Origin of the sequence: Parasphingomonas halimpatiens (assembly GCF_036663795.1) — a bacterium.
GTDB lineage: Bacteria > Pseudomonadota > Alphaproteobacteria > Sphingomonadales > Sphingomonadaceae > Sphingomonas.
Genome location: NZ_JAXOJP010000001.1, coordinates 473,790 through 493,087, shown reverse-complemented (window position 1 = coordinate 493,087; position 19,298 = coordinate 473,790). Strand labels below are relative to the sequence as shown.

At 66.1% G+C, this 19,298-nt stretch carries 19 protein-coding genes, 1 tRNA gene and 2 pseudogenes; 12 read left to right on the top strand and 10 right to left on the bottom strand.

Features of this window, described 5'->3' with window-relative positions; translation table 11 throughout:
- Positions 1 to 136, top strand: a pseudogene (locus U1839_RS02450) (IS5/IS1182 family transposase); the annotation flags it as partial.
- Between the two features lie 12 nt (positions 137 to 148).
- Here the strand turns inward: U1839_RS02450 and U1839_RS02445 are convergent.
- The gene (locus tag U1839_RS02445) at positions 149 to 736 is read right to left on the bottom strand and encodes a hypothetical protein (RefSeq protein WP_332802079.1); all 588 of its coding nucleotides are present in this window, start codon (positions 734 to 736) and stop codon (positions 149 to 151) included.
- A gap of 360 nt (positions 737 to 1,096) precedes the next feature.
- Positions 1,097 to 1,534, bottom strand: coding sequence for a redox-sensitive transcriptional activator SoxR (soxR, locus tag U1839_RS02440; RefSeq protein ID WP_332802091.1), 438 nt, complete (start codon positions 1,532 to 1,534; stop codon positions 1,097 to 1,099).
- A gap of 112 nt (positions 1,535 to 1,646) precedes the next feature.
- Here soxR and U1839_RS02435 point away from each other — a divergent pair, with 112 nt between their 5' ends.
- The gene (locus tag U1839_RS02435; RefSeq protein ID WP_332802078.1) at positions 1,647 to 2,027 is read left to right on the top strand and encodes a VOC family protein; all 381 of its coding nucleotides are present in this window, start codon (positions 1,647 to 1,649) and stop codon (positions 2,025 to 2,027) included.
- Between the two features lie 75 nt (positions 2,028 to 2,102).
- Here U1839_RS02435 and U1839_RS02430 read toward each other — a convergent pair whose 3' ends face one another.
- From U1839_RS02430 to U1839_RS02415, 4 genes are all read right to left on the bottom strand, one after another.
- Entirely contained in the window at positions 2,103 to 2,648 is a 546-nt protein-coding gene (locus tag U1839_RS02430) for a hypothetical protein (protein ID WP_332802077.1), read from the bottom strand.
- Positions 2,645 to 2,770 carry a hypothetical protein gene (locus U1839_RS02425; protein WP_332802076.1) on the bottom strand — a complete coding sequence of 42 codons (126 nt, stop codon included), beginning with the start codon at positions 2,768 to 2,770 and terminating at the stop codon, positions 2,645 to 2,647. Before U1839_RS02425 ends, U1839_RS02430 begins: the two co-directional genes overlap by 4 nt.
- A 1,040-nt stretch (positions 2,771 to 3,810) precedes the next feature.
- The gene (gene rtcR, locus U1839_RS02420; protein WP_332802075.1) at positions 3,811 to 5,400 is read right to left on the bottom strand and encodes an RNA repair transcriptional activator RtcR; all 1,590 of its coding nucleotides are present in this window, start codon (positions 5,398 to 5,400) and stop codon (positions 3,811 to 3,813) included.
- Entirely contained in the window at positions 5,397 to 5,684 is a 288-nt protein-coding gene (locus U1839_RS02415) for a hypothetical protein (RefSeq protein WP_332802074.1), read from the bottom strand. Before U1839_RS02415 ends, rtcR begins: the two co-directional genes overlap by 4 nt.
- A gap of 623 nt (positions 5,685 to 6,307) precedes the next feature.
- On the opposite strand from U1839_RS02415, the gene U1839_RS02410 reads away from it, so the two are divergent.
- From U1839_RS02410 to rtcA, 5 genes are all read left to right on the top strand, one after another.
- Positions 6,308 to 6,385 (top strand) — tRNA-Pro (locus U1839_RS02410).
- Between the two features lie 20 nt (positions 6,386 to 6,405).
- A complete protein-coding gene (locus tag U1839_RS02405) occupies positions 6,406 to 7,953 on the top strand; it encodes an RNA-binding protein (protein ID WP_332802073.1) in 1,548 nt (515 codons plus the stop codon).
- A gap of 628 nt (positions 7,954 to 8,581) precedes the next feature.
- Positions 8,582 to 9,808 carry an RtcB family protein gene (locus U1839_RS02400; RefSeq protein WP_332802072.1) on the top strand — a complete coding sequence of 409 codons (1,227 nt, stop codon included), beginning with the start codon at positions 8,582 to 8,584 and terminating at the stop codon, positions 9,806 to 9,808.
- Between the two features lie 154 nt (positions 9,809 to 9,962).
- Positions 9,963 to 10,388, top strand: coding sequence for a hypothetical protein (locus U1839_RS02395; RefSeq protein WP_332802071.1), 426 nt, complete (start codon positions 9,963 to 9,965; stop codon positions 10,386 to 10,388).
- A complete protein-coding gene (gene rtcA, locus U1839_RS02390) occupies positions 10,385 to 11,398 on the top strand; it encodes an RNA 3'-terminal phosphate cyclase (protein ID WP_332802070.1) in 1,014 nt (337 codons plus the stop codon). The genes U1839_RS02395 and rtcA overlap by 4 nt, the downstream gene beginning before the upstream one ends.
- Before the next feature lie 31 nt (positions 11,399 to 11,429).
- On the opposite strand, the gene U1839_RS02385 is transcribed toward rtcA, so the two are convergent.
- Complete coding sequence (locus U1839_RS02385; RefSeq protein WP_332802069.1) at positions 11,430 to 11,933, bottom strand: GNAT family N-acetyltransferase; 504 nt, start codon at positions 11,931 to 11,933, stop codon at positions 11,430 to 11,432.
- A 156-nt stretch (positions 11,934 to 12,089) separates the two neighbouring features.
- Positions 12,090 to 12,311 (bottom strand): hypothetical protein, encoded by a 222-nt coding sequence (locus tag U1839_RS02380; RefSeq protein ID WP_332802068.1) that lies wholly within the window; start codon positions 12,309 to 12,311, stop codon positions 12,090 to 12,092.
- A gap of 215 nt (positions 12,312 to 12,526) precedes the next feature.
- Between U1839_RS02380 and U1839_RS02375 the strand changes: the two genes are divergently transcribed.
- Entirely contained in the window at positions 12,527 to 13,861 is a 1,335-nt protein-coding gene (locus U1839_RS02375; protein WP_332802067.1) for a chymotrypsin family serine protease, read from the top strand.
- Between the two features lie 29 nt (positions 13,862 to 13,890).
- Here U1839_RS02375 and U1839_RS02370 read toward each other — a convergent pair.
- Positions 13,891 to 14,316 (bottom strand): annotated as a pseudogene (locus tag U1839_RS02370) (NTP transferase domain-containing protein); the annotation flags it as partial.
- A 68-nt stretch (positions 14,317 to 14,384) separates the two neighbouring features.
- Between U1839_RS02370 and U1839_RS02365 the strand changes: the two are divergent.
- The 4 genes from U1839_RS02365 (at position 14,385) to U1839_RS02350 (ending at position 18,673) form a co-directional block, all read left to right on the top strand.
- Positions 14,385 to 15,338 carry an XdhC family protein gene (locus tag U1839_RS02365; protein WP_332802066.1) on the top strand — a complete coding sequence of 318 codons (954 nt, stop codon included), beginning with the start codon at positions 14,385 to 14,387 and terminating at the stop codon, positions 15,336 to 15,338.
- 127 nt (positions 15,339 to 15,465) lie between these two features.
- Positions 15,466 to 15,933 carry a (2Fe-2S)-binding protein gene (locus U1839_RS02360; protein ID WP_332802065.1) on the top strand — a complete coding sequence of 156 codons (468 nt, stop codon included), beginning with the start codon at positions 15,466 to 15,468 and terminating at the stop codon, positions 15,931 to 15,933.
- Complete coding sequence (locus U1839_RS02355; RefSeq protein ID WP_332802064.1) at positions 15,930 to 18,080, top strand: xanthine dehydrogenase family protein molybdopterin-binding subunit; 2,151 nt, start codon at positions 15,930 to 15,932, stop codon at positions 18,078 to 18,080. Before U1839_RS02360 ends, U1839_RS02355 begins: the two co-directional genes overlap by 4 nt.
- Positions 18,077 to 18,673, top strand: coding sequence for an Isoquinoline 1-oxidoreductase subunit (locus U1839_RS02350; protein WP_332802063.1), 597 nt, complete (start codon positions 18,077 to 18,079; stop codon positions 18,671 to 18,673). The genes U1839_RS02355 and U1839_RS02350 overlap by 4 nt, the downstream gene beginning before the upstream one ends.
- Positions 18,674 to 18,808: 135 nt before the next feature.
- On the opposite strand, the gene U1839_RS02345 is transcribed toward U1839_RS02350, so the two are convergent.
- Positions 18,809 to 19,264, bottom strand: coding sequence for a hypothetical protein (locus tag U1839_RS02345; protein ID WP_332802062.1), 456 nt, complete (start codon positions 19,262 to 19,264; stop codon positions 18,809 to 18,811).
- Positions 19,265 to 19,298 lie beyond the last annotated feature (34 nt).

Genomic DNA, 19,298 nt, shown 5'->3' with positions numbered 1-19,298 from the left:
CACTTTCGCCTGGCTCGGGCGATGCCGACGCCTTGCCAAGGACTGGGAACGATCCATCGAAAGCTCGACCGCATGGGCAACCATCGCCAGCATCCGCATGATCACCCGCAGAATCGCAAGAGTCTCAATCAGTTGAGAAACTTTTGAATCAGGCTCTTACACTGAGCGGTACGCCGGCAGCAGCATTATATAGACCGATCACAACCGTTGATGCGTCAACGAATTCCGGGTGATTTATCTTTCCATCTTGACTGCCGCCGCGTTGAAAATCCCAATATGCGTTTTGAGAAAACAAAACAGGTCCTGCTGCCAACGCTTCGGATGATTTGCTGTTCAACCCGGAATTATACACTTCTATCGGATTGATGCCGCTCGGCCATCGCAGAATTTCACCTCTCGCATCCCGGACGGGCAGACGGGTCAGCGGATCTGTTATCCCCCTGGGCGTACCCCAATCCTGTGTAATCTTGGTGTATCCGCCCTCAGCGTGCCGGCCTCCGTCGGAAAGTGCGAATGGATTTTTCGTGACGTTTTCTTGCGCTGACGCGACATTCGTCACCCCATGATCAGCGACGTCGATAGCGCTCGGCGTTTCGCCAATCGAACCCATCGCTGGTCCGGCAGCCTGAGGCGGGTTGGCGCCGATTCCGATCGCAGGAGCCGCCGCCGCCGCGAGGCCTTGCGGCCCGACGATTGGCGCCAGGGCCAATATCCGTCGTCGCATAGGGTCGATCACAGGCGGCGCGCCACCTGCGGCGGAGGAGTTGGAACTGGCCGCCCCTTGGAGGGTGGCGGTCTGCGCTTTGAGTTGCGGTGTACACATGCGCGGCCTTCTGCCGCGATCTATAGACGAGTTGAATCACCGGATCGCCTCATGCTTCGCTCCTGGATCGAGCCCTGCGCATTAGGCGTCTTTGCGATTTTGCGCCGTTCGATAGCGTCCGTGCCTGCCGACGGGCGCCTCGCCAGCTATCGGTGACGAACCGGACCCGCATTACTTTCACCGCCAGCGCTACCGCCACGTCAGAGCGGGATCGCCGAGCGATCAAAGTACGACGCGTGTCTCGCCCGCTCCCGCAACGCAAACGCGTCGCTGCTACGTCCCGCCCACCACCAGATAGCGCGGCCCCGGCCCTTCCGCGCCGAGCCGGTCTTCGGGATTGTACAACGCGCATTTGCGCAGCGACAGGCAGCCGCAGCCGATACACTTGTCGAGCCGATCGCGCATCCGCTCCATTGCAGCGATCCGAGTATCGAGCTGGCGGCGGAAACCGCGGCTGATCCGGTTCCAGTCGGCCTGGGTCGGGGTGCGGCCCTGCGGCAAGCCGGCCAGTTCGACGCGAATCGCCTCCAGCGAAAAGCCGAGTTCTTGCGCGATCAGCGCAAAGGACAGGCGGCGAATGTCGGAACGCAGGAAACGACGTTGCCCACCGCGCGTGCGCAGCGCCTCGACCAGCCCCTTCTCCTCCCAGAAACGGATCGCCGACACCGACAGCCCGGTGCGCCCCGCCAGCTCGCCGATCGTCAGCAGCATATCGCCCTTGCCCGTCACTTCGTCCTCCGTCGCAACCCGCTTGACCTCAACTTAGGCTGAGGTTGTACGACTCGCAAATGCCGCGCGATCGTCGCGCCGAAGGAGCATTTTCATGGCCGCACCGTTCATCGAACACGTCAACATCACCGTCCGCGATCCCGATGCCAGCGCCGCATTGTTCGCCCGCCTGTTCGACTGGCACGAGCGCTGGCGCGGCCCCTCGCTGCTGGGCGGGCGCACCATCCATGTCGGCGACGATCGCTTCTACCTTGCGCTATATACGCATGCCGGCACCGCCACGCCGGCCAGCACCTTTGCCAAGGGAAATCCGCTCAACCATGTCGGCATCGTCGTCGACGATCTCGACGCGATCGAGCGTCGCGTCGTGGCGGCGGGCCTCGTGCCGTTCAACCATGCCGATTACGAACCCGGCCGTCGCTTCTATTTCCTCGACCCCGACGGCACCGAATTCGAGATCGTCAGCTACGCCTGAGATCGCCCCATTCGAACGAAGCGCGCGAGATATTTGCGCGGCCGGTCGGATCAGCCAAGTGCCACATCGTCGAATTCATCGCAGTTTGTCGCCGTAGCGAAAGAAGCGATCGTCCTTGCGCCATAAACTAGCAGGCTTCCGACAATTCCACTGCTTCGCGACGAAGATCCGCCACTGTTTGATGATTGATCGCTGCGTGCGCACAGGAGCAACGTAGATCGTCTGCCGCGACATCCAGATCGCATAAAATCGCGATCTTTGCGGCGGCAGATCGGCCGTCAGGAATTGCCCGCCGTCACTGACATATTCGGGATCGATCGGGCCGAAAAAATCGTTCCCGGTGAGAAATCTAAGTGCCGCCAGAACTTCGATGACATGCATCGTGCGAGGCTGGCGAGCCTGGTCGGCGGACATGATGGTCTGTGGCGGGACCTCCTCGAGTTGATCGACCAATTGCGCAGGGGCGCTGCAGCGATGCCGTTCCAACAGCGCGTAATCCGCGCGCGTGCTGCCCGCGCCAAGCGCGCGCACGACTGCCGCGAGGTTACCTTGGCTGGCGATCGCTGCCGACGGCACGAGGCAGCTCGGCAAGATCACCGCCAAGGCTGCGATGGCTTTCATCGCGGCCCCTTGGCTGGACCGTCATTCTGGTAGAAGTCGATATAAACCTTGTCCGAATGGCCAAAACTGTCGCCGCCATTGTTCACGAATGGCCCATAGGATTTGTAAACGCTGGTCCGCACATAGAGCTTCCCGGGAAAACTGGTTGAGGGCCTCGGCGCGACATTAGCATCTCGGAGGTAGAAGAACTGCACATTCGCCGGCACCCGTAGATTCGATGATGATTGCGCGGGCCAAACGGCCTGGTTCCATTGACGCTGGACCAATGGGTTCGTGTTTCTGCTCTGATCATCGCGTCGGGTGCTGCTGTTTCTACGTGATATGACACCGATCAATGCACGAGCGTCCCACAACGCGGACCATGATGCGTCCTGCCAATTCGCTCGATCATAAAGAGTCTGGGTAGGTGACTTGAGCTGAGGATATAAGCTCGCGGTCTCACCATAGATCGATTGCGCGCGCGACAACTCATCCTCGGTGGCGGGACTACCCTGCGGTGAACCACTGCCTTTGCCCACATCAGCCGCAAACTTTGACGAAGGCAGCCCGACGCTCGTTGGGGAGGTGGGCGGTGTGAGGGGGGATATAGCTCGACCCGGTGTCGTTGTTCCGGATCGCTGCGAGAACTCGGCCAATGGAGTAACGGCCATGGCCCGGCGACGCAAGAAATCACCCGGTCCCGTGGCGGTGGCGTTGCCAACTGGGCTGGTCGGTTCGAGCGTCAGCGCGCTCTCCCGAGCAGCGAGCGGCGATTTGAGTTGAGGCGAGCACATGGATGAAGTTTTATGCCGAGTCGCCGTGACGTTGAATCGCGATGTGCGGTTGTATCGGCCGGATTTGGAGAGGGCGTGCGCGGGGAGCGTCTGTTGCCAACGCAGCCGCGTGTTCGAACACATCATCCGCCTCCTTGAGACTGGGCAAGCATTTGAAGGGCCACACTCAACTAGCGCATTAATTTTAACGCAATTCTCATCATGTTGTAAAACGAAATTTGATCAAATACGGATCAAAACAAAAACAGGCGAAGCCGCGCGATCTCGTACGATGTCCGGTCGCAAGAGCTACAGGCGCCTCCCTACATGTCGGCAATGCGTTCTTCGGGATGGCATCGCCATAGTTCGCTACGCCGCGCCGCAGACGGCAGCGAATTCGAGATCGTCCGCTACGCCTGAAGATTACCCCACTCCAACCCAAAGCGCGCGAGATATTTGCGCAGCCGGTCGGCATCATTGGCCGAGCTGCGCCGGCCCCGCGACGCGCTGAACAGCGCGCGTCCCGCTTCCGACAGCGAGCGGCTGCGGCGGCAGGTCGCCACCACCGCCGCGAGTTGCACACGGTCGAACGGGTCGATCTCGGCGAGCGCGGCATCGCTCAGCAGCCGTATCAGGCCATCGTCGCCGCCGTCGCCCGGCGACCATAGCGAGGCGAGGCGCGCTATCTCGGCGGCGACCGCTTCGCCGTCGATGCGGCCCTTGGGCGACAGCGTCGCCATCCGCGTCACGCTCGCCGCCAGGTCGCGGAAATTGCCCTGCCACGCCGCGCCCGGTGCGGTCGCGAAGGCGAGGTAACGCGCGCGCGCCTCGCGGTTGAAGGTCACGCGCTGGCCCTCGCGCTCGGCAAAGCGGTCGAGCTCGTAATCGAGGTTGGGCTCGATATCCTCGCGCCGCTCGGCCAACCCGGGCAGCGCGAAGGTCCACAGGTTGAGCCGCGCGAACAGATCGTCGCGAAACCGCCCCTCCGCCACCGCGCGACCGAGATCGCGATTGGTCCCGGCGATCAACTGAAATGCCGACGATGTCTCGCTGTCGGCGCCGACCGGCAGGAAACGCTTGTCCTCTATCGCGCGCAGGATCATCGCCTGCTCGTCGAGACCGAGCTCGCCGATCTCGTCGAGGAACAGCATGCCCTTGTCGGCGGCGCGCAACAGCCCCGGCCGGTCCGCCGCCGCGCCGGTGAACGATCCCTTTTTGTGCCCGAACAGCGCCGACATCGCGCCATCGCCCCTCAGCGTCGCGCAATTGACCTCGACGAACGGCCCGCCCAGCTGGTGCTTCAGCCGCTTCAGCTCGTAGATCCGGCGCGCCAGCTGGCTCTTGCCGGCGCCGGTCGGCCCGATCAGCAGCACCGGCGCGGTCGATCGCACCGCGACCTGCTCGATCTCGTCGATCAGCCGGTTGAACGCGGCATTCTTCGTGTCGATGCCCGATTTGAGGAACGAAGTGCTCTCCGCGCTCGCCGCAGCAAAGCGCGTCGCGATGCTGTCATAGCGCGACAGGTCGAGATCGATGATGTTCCAGGTGCCCGGCGCATTGCCATTGACCATCCGCGCCGGCTGGCTCTGCAGCAGCCGCCCGGGCAAATAATGCGCCTCGGTCAGCAGAAACAGGCAGATCTGCGCGACGTGCGTGCCGGTGGTGATGTGGACGAGATAATCCTCGGCCTCGGGATCGAACGGATAATCGCGCGCAAAGTCGAGCAGCTTGCCGTACACCTCCTCGAAATCCCACGGATCGGCAAAGTTGATGATGCGCTTGTCGACCGTCGTCTCGGGCGAGACGCTGGCGATGTCCGCCGCCACGAAATCGGCCAGCCGCGTGTGCATATCGGCATGGATCATCACGAAGCGATCGACCCGCAGGTCCTCATGCATCGCGAGTGCTACGCTCGGCCGCCACTTGCCCCAGCGCGTCGGCCCGAACTTGCTCGCGTCGAGCGTGGAACCGAGGAAACCGATGACGACGAGCGGCTTCACGAGAGCCCCGCCCGCTTGGCCTTGTCATGCAAATGGGCAAACGCCCTCCGCAATTTGGGTCGCGCGCCAGCCGTCTTCATCCATCGCGGCAATCTCGCCATCATCGTCATGCTTCTCTGGCCGGCCGCGCGTTCGCGCAACGACGCGTTGAGATAAGCTTCCAGAAACACGAGATGCACCGGATTATATGCCCACAACTGCTCGCTCCCGACGACCTCCGTCAGAAACAGGGGCAGGCCGAAATATGGATCGATGCCCTCGTGCTGCGCCGGCGTCAGCGGCATGACGGAAGCCGGATATGCCCCGCTGTGGCCGCACAGCGCACAGCGTACCCGCGCCATGAGTTGGCCATGTCGAGCAAAGGCAGCCAATCGAATCTGACGCGGCAACGGCGAACCGCAGCGCTCGCAGCGCGGATTCCAGCTTGCGAGATGAACCTCTCGCAATCTCGCCGCACGCGTCGGCGAGCTCTCGATCGCATGACTGCATCGCGTACAAACGAGGCGTGACCCCAAGGCGCCGCGCGCTGTCACCTTCGCGAGACCATCGCATTTGGGACATTGCACCCAGATCACACCTGACAGGGCCTGCAGATGGAAGCCGGGATCGGCACAGCGAGATTGGTGGGTCGAAGGCATTCTTATCCTGTAGGATAAGATACGAGCTGTGTCGATAGATTTTCCCTGACCAACACGAAGCTCATCATTTATGACTATTTTCGAGAATTCGCTGTTTATACTTCTATATCATGTACTTATGATTTTTCCGCCTTGCCTTGTGCGCAACTGGCACGCCCGCTGCAATGCCCATCACGTCCCGACGGCAAGTCGAACAGCCAGCGGGACGGCGCGGAACGCGGGGCGGTCGGAATCGGCCGGCCGCCCCCGACACCCGCGGATGAGTTTCACAGGGCGTAGCTCAGTCTGCGCAGAGCACCGGTCTTGGGAACCGGGGGTCGCAGGTTCGAGTCCTGCCGCCCTGACCAGGGAAGAAGGAGGAAGGACGATGGCAAACAAGGGACTCTTCGCCTCGGCGATCGCCCGGCTGCTTCCGGCAGCGGACAGCGTGAACCGCGAAGGTGCGCCGGCCTATGGCTATGGCCCCGAGGCGAAGCTCGCGCAGCTCGCCGCGACCGGCACCTTGTCGGACAGCTTCTACGGCGTCGCCGGCGATCATCTCGCCGAGGCGCTGGAGGCGGCGCGCGCCGTCGATCCGCTCTTCGTTGCCAGGGCTGCCGTCTATGCGCGGCAGGCAGGCAAGATGAAGGACATGCCCGCGTTGCTCACGGCCTACCTCACGGTGGCCAATCCGGATCTCGCGGTGCGCGTCTTCGGCCGCGCGATCGACAATGGCCGGATGTTGCGCAACTTCGTGCAGATCATGCGGTCGGGCCAGGTCGGGCGCACGTCGCTCGGCACGCGGCCGAAGCGGCTGGTGCGCGAGTGGCTGGAGCGGGCGAGCATGCGCGATCTGATGGCGGCCGCGACGGGTAACGATCCGTCGCTCGCCGACATCGTCCGCATGGTTCACCCCAAGCCAGCCGATGCCGCACGGCGCGCCTTTTATGGCTGGTTGATCGGCAAGCCGTACGACGTCGCCGCGCTGCCGGTGGAGATTGCCGCGTTCGAGGCATGGAAGCGGGCGCCCAAGGGCGCCCTGCCGCCAGTGCCATTCGAGTGGCTCACCGCCTATCCGCTGTCGGCGGAGCAGTGGGCGTCGCTCGCCGGAACGATCGGCTGGCAGGCGTTGCGGATGAACCTCAACACGTTGGCGCGCTCCGGTGCGTTCGACGTGGCGGGGGTCACGGCAAAGGTCGTCGCCCGCTTGTCGGATCCGGCGGCCGTCGCGAAGGCGCGGGTCCTGCCCTATCAGTTGATGGTGGCATTGGGCTCGGCCGGGGATGGCGTGCCGCTCGCGGTGCAGGCCGCGCTGGAGGAAGCGCTCGAGATCGCGGTCTCGAACGTGCCGAAGGTCGCGGGTCGGGTGGTCGTCTGCCCCGACGTGTCGGGGTCGATGGGTTCGCCGGCGACGGGCTACCGCAAGGGCGCCTCGTCCAAGGTGCGGTGCATCGATGTCGCGGCCCTGGTCGCGGCGGCGATGTTGCGTACCAACCGCGACGCACGCGTGCTGCCGTTCGAGCAGCGGGTCGTTCCCCTGGCGCTCGACGCCCGGGCGCGGCTCGCGGTCAACGCGGCGAAGCTGGCGGCGGTCGGGGGCGGGGGAACCTGCGTCTCGGCACCGCTCGCCCAGCTCAACGCGGAAGGCGCGGCGGTCGATCTGGTCGTGATCGTCTCGGACAATGAGTCCTGGGTCGATGCCGGCCGGCGCGGCGCGACGACGACGATGCAGGAATGGGTGAAGCTCAAGAAGCGCAACCCGGGTGCCAAGCTCGTCTGCATCGACATCCAGCCTTACGGCACGACCCAGGCACAGGGCCGGCCGGACATTCTCAATGTCGGGGGTTTCTCCGACGCGGTGTTCGATACGATCGCACGCTTCGCCAATGGTGAGGCAAGCGACTGGGTCGGCATCGTCAACCAGACGGAGGTATAAGAATAGACCGTGGCGAATGCCGGTGGGACTACATCCTGCCACGATGGTCCGACGAGTAAAGCGCCCCGAGGCCGGCAACGGAGGACGGGAGATGCGGGTTCGAATCCCGCCTGTCAGAGGTAGCTTAAGGACCGCGTCTCACCGATCCTCGTCGCCACGGTCGACCTTGTCATCACGGCGAATGCCGACCGGACTACATGGTCTTCACAACCCCAGGTCGCGGGTTCGAGTCCCGCCGGGCCGTCTTTATCGGCTCGTAGCTCAGTTGGTTAGAGCGGGAACATGTCTGGTCAAAACCTCGTCGCCGTGAACCAATTCAAGCTGGCGAATGCTGGTGGGACTACAGGTAGAGCAGCCGCCCTCGGGCGGTCAGTCGGTGGTTCGATTCCACCTCCGGGCAACCGGGTAGCTCAGTAAATACGTCTCACCATCCCTCGTCGCCAGCACCGAACACACCGGCGAATGCCGGCGGGACTACATCACGCCTGAAACGTCGGTTCGACTCCGGCCGGTCTGCTTCGCGCGAGCGGATGGACCGTCGTCTAGCGAGTAGGACACAGGCTTCTGTCTCGTCATAACCTCGTCGCCGACACGACGATAATATGGAAAGAAGCAACAGGAGGTCGTCATGACCGAAGCGAATTTCGATTACCGGCATGTCGAGGGCGGCGTGCCGATCAAGATGTGGACGCGCGGCGTGCCCGTCGACGACAAGGCGCGCGACCAGCTGTCGCGCGCGGCGCGCATGCCGTTCGTGTTCAAGCACGTGGCGGCGATGCCCGACGTCCATGTCGGCATCGGCGCGACGGTCGGCTCGGTCATCCCGACGCGCGGCGCGGTCATCCCGGCGGCCGTCGGGGTCGATATCGGATGCGGCATGATGGCGGCGCGCACCTCGCTCGACGCCAGCGACCTGCCCGACAATCTCGAGGGCGTGCGCGCGGCGATCGAGCGCGCGGTGCCGGTCGGCCGCTCGGTCGGTCGCGGCAACCGCGACACCGGCTCGTGGGGCGACCCGCCGGCCGAGATCGTCGCCGCCTGGGCGACGCTGGCCGAGCGCTTCGATCGTATCGTGGCGAAATATCCGCGGCTGGCGAAGACCAACAACCTCGTCCATCTCGGCACGCTCGGCAACGGCAACCACTTCATCGAAGTGTGCCTCGATACCGAGAACCGCGTGTGGCTCATGCTGCACTCGGGCTCGCGCGGGGTGGGCAATGCGATCGGCAGCTTCTTCATCGAATTGGCCAAGCAGGACATGCGCAAATGGCACATCAACCTGCCCGACCAGGACCTCGCCTATTTCCCGGAAGGGACCGACCATTTCGACGACTATGTCGAGGCGGTCGGCTGGGCGCAGGATTTTGCGGCGCTCAACCGCCGCATGATGGTGGCCAACGTGATCCGCGCGCTCCGCACGCAGATCGCCAAGCCGTTCGATGCCGAGCTCGAAGCGATCAACTGCCATCACAATTATGTGACGCGGGAAAATCACTTTGGCGAGAATGTGCTGATCACCCGCAAGGGAGCGATGCGCGCGGCGAAGGGTGTGCTGGGGATCATCCCGGGGTCGATGGGCGCCAAGTCGTTCATCGTCCGCGGCCTCGGCAACCCGGAATCGTTCGACAGCTGCAGCCACGGCGCGGGGCGCGTGATGTCGCGCACCGAGGCGAAGAAGCAGGTCAGCCTCGCCGATCACATCGCCGACACGGCGGGCGTCGCCTGCCGCAAGGACGAAGGTGTGATCGACGAAAGCCCACGCGCGTACAAGCCGATCGAGGCCGTCATGGCGGCGCAGGCCGACCTGGTCGAGATCGTCCACACGCTGAAGCAGGTGGTGTGCGTCAAAGGCTAGCGCCCCAACGTGCACCGCGCCCGGCCCTCACCCTTTCGCGGCTTCGCCGCTCTTTCCCTCTCCCATTGGGAGAGGGAGGGAGGCGCGAAGCGCCGGAAGGGTGAGGGCAGGCCGATAGGTTGAACAACTGCCTGCATTTCGAAAGGATAAGGACATGCTGCAAATGCTGATATGCCGATCCTGCGGACGGCAATTGTCTCGCCCGGTAAATCTCCTCGAAGAGGACGATCCAAAAGCGCCGACGCCGACGATCGAGGATCAGGTGCCACCCTTTGCGGAAGGCATCGCCCTGATCGTCAGAGAAGAGCCGATCAGGACTGTCATCGTCGGAGATCCTCATCCGCTTTCGGTAACGCCCCAGGCGTGGATGAACCCGAACGACCTGCTTAAAACGGTCCGGAACTCCAATTTGGCGTCGAGGCTCAACGGTTGTTGCGGCCTGGACGGCTGTGACGGGCCGAACCAACTTTGCGTTTGCGGTGCCGAGATCGGCACGCGGCTAAGCGACTGCTGGACGATGAACGTCTTTGTCCCTCTGCAGGAAGCGACGGAGTGGACCACCAATGGATTAGAACAATGATCACCATCAACGGCTCACACGGCGAAGGCGGCGGACAGATCGTGCGCAATGCGTGCGCGCTGTCGCTCGTCACCGGCCAGCCGTTCCGCATCACCGACATCCGCGGCGGGCGCGAAAAGCCCGGATTGATGCGCCAGCACGTCACGGCGATCGAGGCCGCCTGCGCGATCGGCAACGGCACCTGCGAGGGCGTCGCGGTCGGCGCGCGCGAGATGCGCTTCACCCCCGGCACCGTCGTGCCCGGCGACTATACATTCGCGATCGGCACGGCGGGGAGCACGGGGCTGGTGCTCCAGACGATCCTGATGCCGCTCCTGCTCGCCGGCGGGCCGTCCCGGCTCGTGCTTGAGGGCGGCACGCACAACATGCGCGCGCCGCCGTTCGAGTTCATCGACAAGTGCTTCCTGCCGATCGTCAACCGGCTCGGGCCGGTCGTCACCGCGCGCCTCGTCCGCCACGGTTTCTACCCCAGCGGCGGCGGCCGGATCGAGATCGACGTGACCCCGGCGCCGCTGCGGCCGATCGACTGCGTCGTGCGCGGCGCGCTCACCGGCCGTTCGGTGACCGCGCTGTTCGCCGGCCTGCCGTTCGACATTGCCGAGCGTGAGTTGAAGACCACGCGCAAGCTGCTCGACGGCTGGCCCGAAGACGCCTTTGTCGTGCGCCAGCTGCCCGAGGATCGCGGCCCCGGCAACATCCTGCTGGTCGAGGCGGCGTTCGAACATGTCACCGAAATCGTCAGCGGTTTCGGCCGGCTCGGCGTGCCCGCCGAACAACTCGCCAAGCGCGCGGCGGGGCGGATGAACGGCTATCTCGCGAGCAGCGCCTTTGCCGGGCCATATCTCGCCGACCAGCTCGTCCTGCCGTTCGCGCTGGCCGACGGCGGCGTGTTCACCACGGTCAAGCCGAGCGACCATCTGCGCACGGCGAGCGACATCATAACGTTGTTCCTCGATCGCAAGCCGGTGATCGCGGAACAGCCCGACGGCACGCACCGCGTCACCTGCTGACGCGGCTGCGTGCCGCCGCGCACGGTGCCACTCACCCCGCCAGCGACCGCTGCATATACAGCGTATCGAGCCGCCGCCCGAACTTGATCCCGACATTGCGCATCCGCCCTGTCTCGACAAAGCCGAGCCTGGCGTGCAGCGCGACCGAGGCGGTTTCGGCGCCGCCGATCACTGCCAGCACCTCGCGAAAGCCCGAAGCGGCCGCGCGCTCGAGCAGCACCGCCAGCAAGGCCCGCCCCACCCCGCGGCCGATCGCGTCGGGCGCGACGTAGATGCTGTCCTCGCACGCCTCGCGATAGGCCGGGCGGTCGCGGAATTGCGTGGCATAGGCATAGCCGATCACCGTGCCCTCGGCCTCGGCTACCACGAACGGCCAGCCGCGCCCGGCCAGCGCCGCGATCTTGTCGCGCCAGAAGGCGGCATCGGGCGGGTCGGTGTCGAAGGTCGCGGTGCCATGCAGCACATGATGCCCGTAGATCGCCGCGATCGCCGTCGCGTCGCTCGCGGCGACGGCCCGAACCGCCAGTGCACTCATCCGGGGTCGATCGTCTGCCACCATGTCGACAAGACTATCGCCGATCCGTCGCCATGCAATATCCGCCGGACACGAAAAGGCCGCGCAACCCGTTCACGGATTGCGCGGCCCTGTTCGTCTGCAGTCGCGCGGCGCGGGGAAACCCGCGCCAGGCAATTACATGGTGTTGCCGGTCACGTTGCCGGCGGCCTCGGGTGCCGCGACATTCGCAGTCGCATTGGCATCGACCGGGGCGTCGCCCAGATTGGTGACGGTGTCCGCCTCGTTGGCGACGGTCAGTTCATTGGCGGTCGCATTGTCGATCGGCGCGTCCTTCTTGCAAGCGGCGAGGCCGAGCGAGGCGGCGGCGATCATCGAGGCGATAACGATCTTCTTCATGTACATTCTCCTTGGTCGACCGGGCAGACCCCAAGAGCAGCCCGATCGCTACTCTTCCCCTACCCGTAACCAAACTCCCCTCTGGCTCAATTCCTATTAAATTGATAGGGGAAAAATCATCGACGCTGTCAGGACGCTCAGCAGGGATGAACGAAGCGATGCCCCGCCTTACGAAAGGATCTCGCGCCCTGGTCGGCAATGGTAAGGGCGCCGCGATGCGTTACCTGCTTCTCCCGATCGCGCTGCTCGGCACAGCGTTCGCCGCGCCGGCCACGGCGCAACTTGCCCCACCCCCCGTCATAGCGACGTCCCCGGCACCGGCACCACCGCTCGTCACGCTCGAAGCACCTGCCGACGCGCTGACCCGCGACGCCGACGAATATGCCCGCCAGTTCGCCGTCCCGCGCGACGAAGCGCAGCGCCGTCTTGTCGCGCAGGAGGACAGCGTCTTGGCAACCGACGCACTGGCCGAGGAGTTTCGCGACCGGCTGACCGGCATCGTCATCGAGCATCGTCCGGCATGGCGCATCGTCGTCGTCCTCGCCGGCAGCGCTCCGGTCGCCGACCGCACCATCGTCGCAGGCGGGCTGACCGTGCCGGTGATCTTCCGCACGGGCGCCGGCGCAACCCGTGAACAGGTGGTCTGGGCGATGACCTGGCACCAGGCCGCGATCCGCGCGCTGCTGCCGCGACCGCCCGGCATGGGCCTCGACCCCCGCACCGGCGAACTGGTCGTCACGCTCGGCGCGGCCGATGCCGCCGCAGCCGGCGGCGCCGACGCGCTGCGCGACCGGATCGTCGCCATCGCCCATGTCCCGGTGCGGATCAGCGTGATCGAGCGTATCGACCGTGATCTGGATCTCGCCGGCGGCGCGCGCATCGAAGGCGTCGAGCCGGGCGACGGCAAGCGTTATCGCTGCACCACCGGCTTCGCGGTCAGCGACGGCACGCGCCAGGGCCTGACCACCGCCGCGCACTGCGCCGACGCGATGACCTATATGGATCCGCGCGGCGGCACCGTGCCGCTCACCTTTCTCGGCCAATGGGGCTGGGGTTATCAGGACGTGCAGATCGGCCTCAGCGCCGCGCCGGCCACGCCGACGCTGTACGACGACACCGCCAAGACCTTCGAGCGCCCGGTCCTCGCGCAGCGCAGCCGCGCGGCGACGCGCGCCGGCGATTTCGTCTGCCATCGCGGCGAGCGCACCGGCTATAGCTGCTCGCTCGTCCAGCTGACCGATTTCGCCCCGGCCGGCGATCTGTGCGGCGGGGCGTGCCTGCCGACCTGGGTCGCCGTCGCCGGGCCGAAATGCCAGGGCGGCGACAGCGGCGCGCCGGTGTTTCTCGGCGGCACCGCCTTCGGCATGGTCAAGGGCGGCAGCTACCGGCCCGATGGCAGCTGCGCCTTCTATTTCTACATGTCGCTCGACTATCTTCCGCCGGGCTGGACATTGTTGCGCGCGGCGTCGCCGGGTGTGTCGATATCGACCAGCCATTCGGGCGGCACGGCAACACCCGGCGCCTCGCGCAGCAGCGCCCGCGCGCCCTGATCGCCGCTGAGCGTCGCGACCAGCGGGAAGGCGCCGCGTGCCATCACCGCCGGCACCATCCGCACGCCGTCCGACAATGTCGCGGTCAGCGCCCCCTCATGCGTCGCCAGTAGCGCGAGGATATGCGCGGCGGGCACCAGCGGCATATCGGCCAAGGCTATCAGGCAGGCATCGCACCCGGTCGCTTCCGCCGCCGCGATGCCGATCTTCAAGGACAGGCTCATCGGCGCATCCGGTGGCGCGCGACGGCAGTCGAACCCCAGCGCGGCAAGATCGACTCCGCTCGGCCCCGTCACCGCGATATGCGCCGCGAACGGGATCGCGGCCAGCATCGCGGCGGCATGCGTCCCGAGCGGCCGGCCACGAAACGGCGCTGCAAGCTTGTCGCCGCCGAAACGCGTGCTGCGCCCCGCCGCCAGCAACACCAATGTCACGCGCTCCGCCGCAATCGCCATCTTGCCAGTCCCGCCCTTTCGCGCGTTAAGCTCGTGCGATGGACGATAGCGGCATTTTCCCCTTCCTTATGCAAAAAGCCGCTGTCGGCGTGCGCACTGCGCTGGTCACCATCACCGGCGTCTCGGGCAGTTCGGTGCGCAACCCCGGCGCGCATCTCGCCGTCGCGGCCGATGGCAGTTGGCGTGGCTCACTGTCGGGCGGCTGTATCGAGGCAGCGGTCGTCACCGACGCGATCGATGCGATCGCCACCGGCACATCGCGCGCGATCCGCTTCGGCACCGGCTCGCCCTATCTCGACATCCGCCTGCCCTGCGGCGGCTGGGTCGACGTGTTGATCAATCCGGTTACCGATCCCGCGCCGATCGCCCGGGTCGCGACGATGCTCGCGGAGCGCACCCCTGCCCTGCTCGCGCTACCGCTCGGCTACGGGCCCATTGCGGTAATGGCCGGCGACGCGCCGTGGCGCACATGCCGCGATACAACGCATTTCACCGTCGCGCATTTGCCACCTTTGGCGCTGACGGTGATCGGCCATGGCGCCGGCGTCGAGGTGCTCGCCGCACTGGCGGTCACCGCCGACGCCCGCGTCTCGACGATGACCCCCGACCGCGCCATCGCCGAACGGCTGACGACAGCCGGCATCCAGGTCCATCTGCTCAACACACCGCGCGAAGCGGTCAATCTCACCGCCGATCCATGGACCGCGATCGCCTTCCTGTTCCACGACCATGACTGGGAGACCGCGTTGATCGCCCGCGCGCTCGCCGGCCACGCCTTTTATGTCGGCGCGATGGGCAGCCGCGCCGCGCAGGCCCATCGCGCGGCGTCGCTCGTCGCTGCGGGCGTATCGCCGGAGGATATCGCCCGCCTCCGCGCCCCGATCGGCCTCATCCCCTCATCGCGCGACCCGCAGGTCCTCGCGCTCTCGACCCTCGCAGAAATCGTCCGCGATTTCGAACGGACGACCGCACGCGAGGATGTCGGCTCTACCGGTTCGCCGGTGGCGCGACCTGCGCGCTGAGGCGGCAATCCTCTCAACGGTAACGAATTTCACCTAAGTGAATCGCGGGAAGCGGCGATCCGCCGTTGCTCGTCCCGCTGCCTCATTCTATCTGCATATCACGGGCATTTCACCGAAAGGGCGCGCCATGGCGACCATCTTCCAGCTCAACGGCAAGCCGACGCGGTTCGAGGGCGACCCCGACACGCCCTTGCTGTGGGTGCTGCGCGATCATCTCAAGCTGACCGGCACGAAATATGGCTGCGGCATCGCGCAGTGCGGCGCCTGCACCGTCCATCTCGACGGCCACAATCGCCGGTCGTGCGTCACGCCGGTCGGCACCGTCGCCGGACGCCACGTCACCACGATCGAGGGCGCCACCGGCAAGACGGCGGAAGCGGTCAAGGCCGCCTGGGTCGCGATCGACGTGCCGCAATGCGGCTTCTGCCAGTCGGGCCAGGTAATGAGCGCGATCGGCCTGCTCGCCAAAAAGCCCAAGCCGAGCGACGAGGATATCGACCACGGCATGGCCGGCAATATCTGTCGCTGCGCCTCCTATGTCCGCATCCGCCAGGCGATCCACGACGCCGCGGCGATGGCGGAGAAAAGCGCATGAACCACATCCCCTCGCGCCGCGACTTCCTCGCCACCTCGGGGCTGATGATCGGGCTCGCGCTGCCCGCCGGCAAGGCCGCCGCGAAAGCCGCCGGCGCGGCGCCCGCCGCACCCTTCGCGCCCAACGCCTTTGTGCGCATCGCGCCCGACGACACCGTCACCGTCATCATCAAGCATGTCGAATTCGGCCAGGGCCCGGCCACCGGCCTGACGACGATCGTCGCCGATGAGCTCGACGCCGACTGGGGCCAGATGCGCATCGCTTTCGCGCCCGCCAACGACCCGCTCTACAAGAATCTCAATTTCGGCACGATGGGCACCGGCGGCTCGACCGCGATGGCCAATAGCTGGATGCAGCTGCGCAACGCCGGCGCCGCCGCGCGCGCGATGCTGGCGCAGGCCGCTGCCGATCGCTGGAAGGTCCCCGTCGCCGAGGTCAAGGTGGCGAAGGGCGTGGTCAGCCACGGCGCGCACCGCGCCAGCTTCGGCGATCTCGCTGCCGACGCCGCCCGCCTGCCCGTCCCCGAGAAACCCGTGCTCAAGACGCCTGAGCAATGGACACTGATCGGCACCGACGTGCCGCGCGTCGATAGCCTGATCAAGTCGAACGGCACCGCGCAGTTCACCCTCGACATCGCGCCGCCGGGCATGGTGGTCAGCGTCATCCAGCATCCCCCGGCATTCGGCGGCACCGTCGCTGCGGTCGACGATGCGGCGGCGCTGGCGGTCCCCGGCGTCGTCGCGGTCAAGACGATCCCGCAGGGCGTGGTCGTCTATGGCAAGGACACCTATGCCGCGCTGCAGGGTCGCAAGGCGCTCAAGGTAAACTGGGATCTGTCCAAGGCCGAGACGCGCTCCAGCGAAGCGATGATCGCCGATTACAAGGCCGCCACCGATATGCCGGGCACGAAGGCCGAAAGCGAGGGCGATGCCGCCGCAGCGCTGGCCGGCGCGGCGAAAACGGTCGAGGCGACCTTCGTTTTCCCCTATCTCGCGCATGCCCCGATGGAGCCGCTCGACGCGGTGATCGTGCCCAAGGACGGTGGCGCCGATCTCTATATGGGCAGCCAGTTCCAGGTCGGCGAAACGGCGGCGGTGGCCAAGGTCCTCGGCGTGCCCTTCACCGGCATGACGCTGCACGAGCAATATGCCGGCGGCAGTTTCGGCCGCCGCGCGACCCCCGACATGGCCTTCCCGATCGAGGCGGCATCGGCGGTCAAGGCGCTCGGCGGCAAGACCCCGGTCAAGCATATGTGGACGCGCGAGACCGATATCCTTGGCGGTCGCTATCGCCCGCTGATGGTCAACCGCATGCGCGGCGGCGTCGATGCGGCGGGCAAGATCGTCGCGCTCGATTCGGTCATCGCCGGCCAGTCCTTCATGATCGGCACGATGTTCTACAACCCGGCCAAGGGTTTCGACGATGCCATGACCGAGGGCATCACCGAAAGCGCCTATGGCTTCCCCAATATCCATGTCGGCGTGCATGTCATGACCAACGGCGTGCCGACCTTGTGGTGGCGCTCGGTCGGCAACACCCACACCGCCTATGCGATGGAGACATTCCTCGACCAGCTGCTCGAACTGGGCGGGCAGGACCATGTCGCCGGTCGCCTCGCGCTGATGAAGGACGACCGCGCCAAGGCCGTGCTCAAGCGCGTCGCCGAAATCGCCGGCGGGCTCGACGCGCCGGCCGGCCGTGCGCGCGGCGTCGCCTTCCACAAGAGCTTCGGTTCGTACGTCGCGCAGGTCGCCGAGGTCTCGGCCGGGCCGGACGGCATTCCGAAGGTCCACAAGGTGTGGGCCGCGGCCGATGTCGGCGTCGCGATCAACCCCAATATCATCCGCGCGCAGATCGAGGGCGGGATCGGCTTCGGCCTCGGCCATGCGCTCTACAGCGAGATCACGCTCGCCGATGGCGGCATGGTCGAGCAGAGCAATTTCGACCGCTACCGCTCGCTGCGCATCGCCGAGATGCCGGCGGTCGAGGTCGCGATCATCAAGTCGGGCGCCAATCCGACCGGCATCGGCGAACCCGGCCTGCCGCCGCTCGCCCCGGCGGTCGCCAATGCGTGGCGCAAGCTGACCGGCAAGGCGGTGTACCGCCTGCCCTTCGCGCACGCCGAGAATATGGGAGCCAAGGCATGAACGCGCGCACCCCTACCTTCGCCCTGCTGGCCGTCGCGGCGCTGGCGATCGTCCCGGTCGCGGTGCTGGCCGGCGCCAGGCCCGAGGCGGCACCGGCGACCGCCGATGCGCGCTCGGCCGCCTTGTTCGTCGAGATGGGCAAGGTGATCCAGAGCCCGCGCTGCCTCAATTGCCATCCGCGCACCGACAGCCCGACCCAAGGCGACGCGATGGCGCTGCACAATCCGCCCGTCACGCGCGGCCCCGACGGGCACGGCGCGGCCGGCATGGAATGCGCCACCTGTCACGGCCCGCGCAACGCCACTTTTGCCGGCGGCCCGGGCACCATGCCGGGCAACCCCAAATGGGCGCTCGCGCCGCTTGCGCTGGCGTGGCAGGGCAAGTCGCTGCGCGAGATCTGCGAACAGATCCGCGATCCGGCGCGCAATGGCGGTATGACGCTCGCCCAGCTCGTCAAACATAACGGCACCGACCCGCTGGTCGGCTGGGGCTGGAACCCGGGCGCCGGCCGTACCCCCGCGCCGGGCACGCAGGCCGCGTTCGGCAAGCTCACCCAGGCATGGGTCGACAGCGGCGCGAAGTGTCCCAGCTAGAGCGGCATGACATCGGTCGGAATTATCCCCTGTCCGTTCGTTTCGAGCGAAGTCGAGAAACGGCAACAGGCGCTTCGCCAGGTTTCTCGACTGCGCTCGAAACGAACGGGTTAAGGTAAGTCGCACCGCGCTAGTCTAGGCCGGGCCGAATTCCTGCAGCAGAAAGCGATTCCAGCCTTTCTTGGTCCGGCTCTCGACCGCGAAGCGAAACCCCGGCGCATCGTCCGCGCGCGGCCAATAGATCATCCGCGCCAGCCCGGCCGGCATCTGCGCCTCGAACGCGATCGCTGCCGAATCGACGTCACTGCCGTCGCTGAGCCGCCCGACCGAGCGTTTGCCGTCATTGGTGAAGGAGAAGCAGCCGAGCGCGCCATCGTCACCCTTCCCGAACAACGCGATCTCGCGATATTCGCGGTCCGGGCCGACCTGCCAACGCGCGTCGAGCTCGATCCAGTCCTTGCCAAATGGCGTAAAGCGGCGGGCGCAGCGCATCGCTGCCGCCGGGCCGTCGCCCGCGCCGTGGAGCGTTGCCCAGTCGCCGATCAACGGCTTGAGCGGCCCGAGCAGCCCGCGCCCCTTGTTCCAGCCCATGCTCCCTCCCCGCGCGCGGCGACGAAACCCTGAA